This window comes from Methylobacterium symbioticum (assembly GCF_902141845.1).
GTDB lineage: Bacteria > Pseudomonadota > Alphaproteobacteria > Rhizobiales > Beijerinckiaceae > Methylobacterium > Methylobacterium symbioticum.
In genome coordinates this window covers 1-5,257 of record NZ_CABFPH010000187.1, presented here as the reverse complement: position 1 = coordinate 5,257, position 5,257 = coordinate 1, and the positions used below count along the sequence as shown (strand labels likewise).

At 72.7% G+C, this 5,257-nt stretch carries 6 protein-coding genes; 2 read left to right on the top strand and 4 right to left on the bottom strand.

What is annotated here, in order from left to right:
- Window positions 1–299 precede the first annotated feature (299 nt).
- The 4 genes from MET9862_RS28325 to MET9862_RS28310 form a co-directional block, all read right to left on the bottom strand.
- Window positions 300–1,052 (bottom strand): hypothetical protein, encoded by a 753-nt coding sequence (locus MET9862_RS28325; protein ID WP_142586224.1) that lies wholly within the window; start codon window positions 1,050–1,052, stop codon window positions 300–302.
- 135 nt (window positions 1,053–1,187) lie between these two features.
- Window positions 1,188–1,916, bottom strand: coding sequence for an RlmE family RNA methyltransferase (locus MET9862_RS28320; RefSeq protein ID WP_142586223.1), 729 nt, complete (start codon window positions 1,914–1,916; stop codon window positions 1,188–1,190).
- Complete coding sequence (locus MET9862_RS28315; protein WP_142586222.1) at window positions 1,913–2,989, bottom strand: Ppx/GppA phosphatase family protein; 1,077 nt, start codon at window positions 2,987–2,989, stop codon at window positions 1,913–1,915. Before MET9862_RS28315 ends, MET9862_RS28320 begins: the two co-directional genes overlap by 4 nt.
- 179 nt (window positions 2,990–3,168) lie before the next feature.
- Window positions 3,169–3,642, bottom strand: coding sequence for a response regulator (locus tag MET9862_RS28310; protein ID WP_142586221.1), 474 nt, complete (start codon window positions 3,640–3,642; stop codon window positions 3,169–3,171).
- 350 nt (window positions 3,643–3,992) lie between these two features.
- Here MET9862_RS28310 and MET9862_RS30560 point away from each other — a divergent pair, with 350 nt between their 5' ends.
- A complete protein-coding gene (locus MET9862_RS30560; RefSeq protein WP_142586220.1) occupies window positions 3,993–4,766 on the top strand; it encodes a cold-shock protein in 774 nt (257 codons plus the stop codon).
- Window positions 4,767–4,867: 101 nt separating this feature from the next.
- The gene (locus MET9862_RS28300) at window positions 4,868–5,128 is read left to right on the top strand and encodes a hypothetical protein (RefSeq protein WP_142586219.1); all 261 of its coding nucleotides are present in this window, start codon (window positions 4,868–4,870) and stop codon (window positions 5,126–5,128) included.
- The last annotated feature ends 129 nt before the right edge of the window (window positions 5,129–5,257 follow it).

Here is a 5,257-nt window from a genome sequence, read left to right as displayed (position 1 = left end):
GAGCCGCCGCCCGCCGCGGCCGAGGCTGCCGAGGAAGCGCCCGCGCCGAAGCCGCGCCGCCGCCGCCGCCCCCGCTACGAGGGGCCGGAGGGTGAGGGCGCCGAGAAGGCGACCGCGGACACCACCTCCTCGGCGGAGTGATACGGACTCCGCTTGATCAGAGCGGGCTCCGTATCACCAAGCCCGCGCGGCGTCTGAGCGAAGCCCAAATCCGCCATCCCGAAGGGATCAACCGGATTTTGGTATGACAGGGGCCCGATGATCACGAGCCGCTCCGGGAGCCTCCCGGGGCGGCTTTTTCATGCCGGGCTCGAGGGCCGCCGCGCGGCCCAGTCCGGATAGGCGTGGACGCGGTGGATCAGCCTCCGCTCCGCCTCGGCCTCGCCGAAAGGGGCGATCTCCCAGTCCCAGGCGCGGGGCGGCGCGGGCAGCGTCACCCCGTGCAGCAGATCGAGCGAGTCGGTGATCCGGCCCAGCCGGTCCTCCTCGCGTTGCGCGACATCCGTGATCAGGCAGACCCGGCCGGGCAGCCCGTCGAGGGCGGCGAGATGGGCGGCGACGATGTGCCGGCCGAGCCCCTCCGGCACTGGTTGGTGCCGCGCCTCATAGCGGTCGAGGGGCACGATCGGGAGCTGCGAGAGGAGATTCGCCGATATGGTCAGGTCGGCCGAGCCGCAGAGCGCGCCGACCGCACCGGCCTCCGCCACGAGATCCACGGTGACGAGGCGGACATTCCCGTGCCGCCGTGCCGCCAGGCGGGCCCCGAGCGGATGCACCGCGTCGGCGAGGACCACGCTCCGAAACAGGGCCGAGAGCTCGGCGAGCGGCACGTCGGCGAGGCCGCCGGAGCCGAGCACCACCACGGTCTCACGCCGGGGCAGGTCCGTGGCGGCCGCGAGCATCGCGGCCCGCGCCGCCGCGCAATGCGGCGCCCAGGCCCGGCGGCAGCGCCGGGCCCGACTCGTCAACAGGATGCTCTCGCGCACATAGCCGAGTCGGCGGTGCCGCCAGGGCGCAGGCGTGACGAGATAGAGGGCGAGATCGAGCAGCACCGGACGGTTCTACCGGGTGTCGAGAGGGATCATCCCTCGCGTGGGTCCGGGGCGAAGTCCTGGAAAGAACCGGGGCTCCGCCCCGGCACCCCGCCAAAGGGATGATCCCTTTGGGAACCCGGACATCCGGGATCTTCAGTCTGCGTCGGGCTCGGCCGCCGCGCGGCCGGCCGGGCCGCGATAGCCGGTGGCGAGCACGTAGAGCTCGCTCGAATCGGCCCGGCTGGCGGGCGGCTTGATGTGCCGCACGGTCGCGAAGTCCCGCTTGAGGTCGGTGAGGAGCGCGCCCTCGGTGCCGCCCTGCAGCACCTTGGCGAGGTAGGCCCCGCCCGGGCCCAGCACCTCGCGGGCGAACTCGGCCGCCGTCTCGGCGAGCCCGATGATGCGCAGGTGGTCGGTCTTCTTGTGGCCGGTGGCGTTGGCGGCCATGTCGGACATCACGAGGTCGGCGGGCCCGCCGAGCATCTCGGTCAGCCGACCGGGCGCCTCGGGATCGAGGAAGTCGAGGGTGATGAATTCGACGCCGGCCATCGGCTCGATCTCGAGGAGGTCGATGCCGACGACCCGGCCCTCCGGCCCGACCGTGCGGGCGGCCACCTGCGACCAGCCCCCCGGCGCGGCACCGAGATCCACGACGCGCTGTCCCGGCTTCAGCAGCTTGAAGCGCTCGTCGATCTCGATGAGCTTGTAGGCCGCGCGCGAGCGGTAGCCCTCGCGCTTGGCCCGGGCCACGTAGGGATCGTTGAGCTGGCGCTCCAGCCAGCGCTTCTGCGAGACGGTGCGCCCGCGGGCGGTCTTCACCCGCTGCTTCAGGTCGGCCCGCACGCCGCCGGTGGAATTCGAGCCGCCGCGCCGATCGCTCACCGCCAGCCCCCGCGGCGCCAGACGCCGTCCTCACGCATCATGTTCATCAGAAGGCCCTCGCGCAGGCCGCGATCGGCGATGCGCAGGCGGTCGGACGGGAAAGCCCGGCGGATCGCTTCCAGGATGGCGCAGCCGGCGAGCACGAGGTCGGCCCGGTCGCGGCCGATACAGGGGTTGTCCGCCCGCTGCTCGAGCCGCGTGTCGAGCAGGTCGCCGATGGCGCTCTCCACGTCGGCGTCGCTCATCCACAGGCCGTCGACCCGGCGGCGCTCGTAGCGCACGAGGCGCAGATGCATCGCCGCGATGGTGGTGACGGTGCCGGAGGTGCCGAGCAGGTGGAAATGCGGCGCGGTGGCGGCCGGCGCCGCGCGCAGGGCGAAGGCGGCGAGCTTGTCGACCACCTCCTCCACCATGCCCTCGAAGGAGAGCCGCGTGACCTCGCTGCCGCCGTGGCGCTCGGCCAGCGTCACCACGCCGACCGGCAGGGAATCCCAGGCCCGGATCCGCCGGGTCGGGTCGGCGGAGGGGTTGGCTGCCGCGCCGTCGAGCCAGGCGATCTCGGTGGAGCCGCCGCCGATGTCGAAGATCACCACCGACTCGGCGCGCGGATCGGCGAGCGCCGCGCAGCCCGTGACGGCGAGATAGGCCTCGGTCTGCCGGTCCACGATCTCGAGGTCGAGGCCGACCTCCTCGCGCACCCGCTCGACGAAGGCGGCGCCGTTCACCGCGAGACGGCAGGCCTCGGTGGCGATGATCTTGGCCCGGCGCACGCCGCGGGCCTGCATCTTGGCGCGGCAGACCCGCAGCGCCTCGACGGTGCGCTCGATCGCCGCCTCGCTGAGCCGGTCGGAACTGCCGAGCCCCTCACCCAGCCGCACGATGCGCGAGAAGGCGTCGACCACGCGGAAGCCGGCCCCCGTCGGCTCGGCGACGAGCAGGCGGCAATTGTTGGTCCCGAGATCCAGCGCCGCGTAGACGTTGCGCCGGCCGTCGCGGCCCGCCGTCCGCTCGCGCAGGCCCTCTGCACCGGCTGCGGGGCGGGCCGGCGCGGCAAAGGCGCTCTCGTCCCTCATCGGCGCAGTCGAACTCTCTCACTCGGACCGGGGTTCAGGCGCCCGGACATCCATTCACGGTTGAACCTACAGGGTCGGCCGCGAACTGCAAACGCCGGATATCGGTTTGGGACGCCGCTCCACCGGGACCCGAGGCGATCCCGCAGGACCTCCCGCAGGTACGGCCGTCGCGGGCGCGCTCAGGCGATCGCCTTGCCGAGGCTCGCGGCGCGGGGGGTCGGGCGCAGCAGGCTCTTCACCTGCCCGTAGGGCCGGGGCCGGTTGATCACCTCGTCGAGCCGCGACCACAGGGTCTTGGGCGAGAAGGGCTTGGCGATGATCTCGTTCACGCCGAGCGAGATGGCCCGGTCGACCACGTTGCGGCGGGGCTGGGCCAGCATGAGGATGATCGGGATCGTCGGGCAGGGCGAGGTCGCCGGCGTGCGGGCGAGGCGGATGAACTCCTCGCCCGAGAGGATCGCGAGGTCCCAGTCGATGATGCTGAGATCCGGCTTGCTCTCGGCCAGGACACCGAGCGCCTCGGCCCCGTCCGGCGCCTCCAGGATGCGCTTGATGCCGACGCGCATGAGCATGTCGCGCACGATTCGGCGGATATAGAGACTCTCGTCCACAATGAGGGCCGAGAGGTCCGGAAAGGTCGGTGTCGCGATCATTCGGGCGCGGCGGCCTCGTGTCAGCGGCGAGTCGGTCGGCGAAAGCCTAGCAAGCCACTGTTTGCACTTCGCTAACGGGCCCGCGGCAGGCGCGGGAACAGGGCCCGGGGGCCGTCCGCGGCCCCGGTTCGCGCGTGGTTCGGCTCTAAAGTGCTGACGGAATTTTAATCGCCCCGTGCCCGGAACGCCACAAGGTCCTTGCAGTCAAAGCGGGATTGCGTCAGGACTGAGACGTTGTTCTTGGTTACCGCGACCGGGAGTGATGCGAGAGTGCGGAGCGTGGGCTGTCCCGAGATGGCGCGCACGCGGTATTCGAGACGTGGGCGGCGGACGGTTTTTGCGAGCTTTCTATGGGACGTGGTCGTGATTTCAGGGGGCCGCAGAAGCGCGGCTTCGATGATGCAGGCGAGCCGCGGTGGCCGGATCAGGCCCCGCCGAGCGGGTACGGCGGCGGCGGCGATCGCTTCGGCGGCGGCGGCGGCTTCGGTGGGGGCGGCGGCGGTTTCGACCGTTCGCCGCGTGCGCCGGCGGCACCGTCGGGCCCGGAGCGTGATGCCACGGTGAAGTGGTTCAACAAGGAGAAGGGCTTCGGTTTCGTCGAGCTGGGCGACGGCTCGGGCGATGCCTTCCTCCACATCCGCGCCGTCGAGGCCGCGGGCCATGACGACCTTCAGCCGGGCACCCGGCTGACGGTCCAGACCGCCCAGGGCCAGAAGGGTCCGCAGGTCACCAACGTGACCAGCGTCGACACCTCGACGGCCGAGGCCGCTCCCCCGCGTCGCGAGATGCGTCCCCGCTTCGGCGGCGGCGATCGTTTCGGTGGCGGTGACCGCTTCGGCGGTGGCGACCGTTTCGGTGGCGGCGACCGCTTCGGCGGCGGTGGCGGCGGCGGTCGCTTCGCCTCCGGCCCCTCGGTCGAGATGAGCGGCACCGTGAAGTGGTACGACCCGGCCAAGGGCTTCGGCTTCGTCTCCGTCAACGACGGCGGCAAGGACGTGTTCGTGCACCGCTCCGCCCTGTCCCGCGCGGGCCTCGACTCGCTGGCCGAAGGCCAGCAGGTCACCCTCGGCGTGGTCGAGGGCCAGAAGGGCCGCGAGGCCCAGAGCATCACGGTCCACGACTGATCGGGAGCCGCGGCGGCCTCGCTTCCGCCGCGTTTCTCCGGCGACATCGAACGGCGGTCCGGGCTCCCGGGCCGCCGTTCCCGTTTCGAGGCCGATGCCCCATGCGTCCCGTCGCGACCGCGTCCCTGCTGAGCCTCGCGCTCCTGGCCGCCGGGCCGGCCCGGGCCGAGGACTTCACCGGCTTCTATGCCGGGCTCAATGCCGGCTACGGCTTCGGCCGCGACGGCGAGGCTCGGACGGCCGCGCCGGGCCCGGCCGGGGCCGCGGGCAGGACGGGACCCGACCTGCCGCCGAGCGCCGCCGAGGCCGCGCGCCAGATGCGGGGTGCCGGCCGAGGGGAGAGCCGGGCGCTGCCGCGCTGACGGCCAGCCCCGCGCAAGCCAGGGCTGCGAGCCTCACCTCCGCCGCATTGCCGGGTCAGAATCGGATCCCGTGCCCGCCCGACGACGCGCGTGCACCGCGACGCGCGTCGTGGTTCCACTCTCGCGGGC

Excerpts from the sequence above, each read along its gene's own strand:
- MET9862_RS28310 (WP_142586221.1), bottom strand. The coding sequence starts at position 3,642 with ATGATCGCGACACCGACCTTTCCGGACCTCTCGGCCCTCATTGTGGAC.
- MET9862_RS28300 (WP_142586219.1), top strand. The coding sequence starts at position 4,868 with ATGCGTCCCGTCGCGACCGCGTCCCTGCTGAGCCTCGCGCTCCTGGCC.
- MET9862_RS30560 (WP_142586220.1), top strand. The coding sequence starts at position 3,993 with ATGGGACGTGGTCGTGATTTCAGGGGGCCGCAGAAGCGCGGCTTCGAT.
- MET9862_RS28315 (WP_142586222.1), bottom strand. The coding sequence starts at position 2,989 with ATGAGGGACGAGAGCGCCTTTGCCGCGCCGGCCCGCCCCGCAGCCGGT.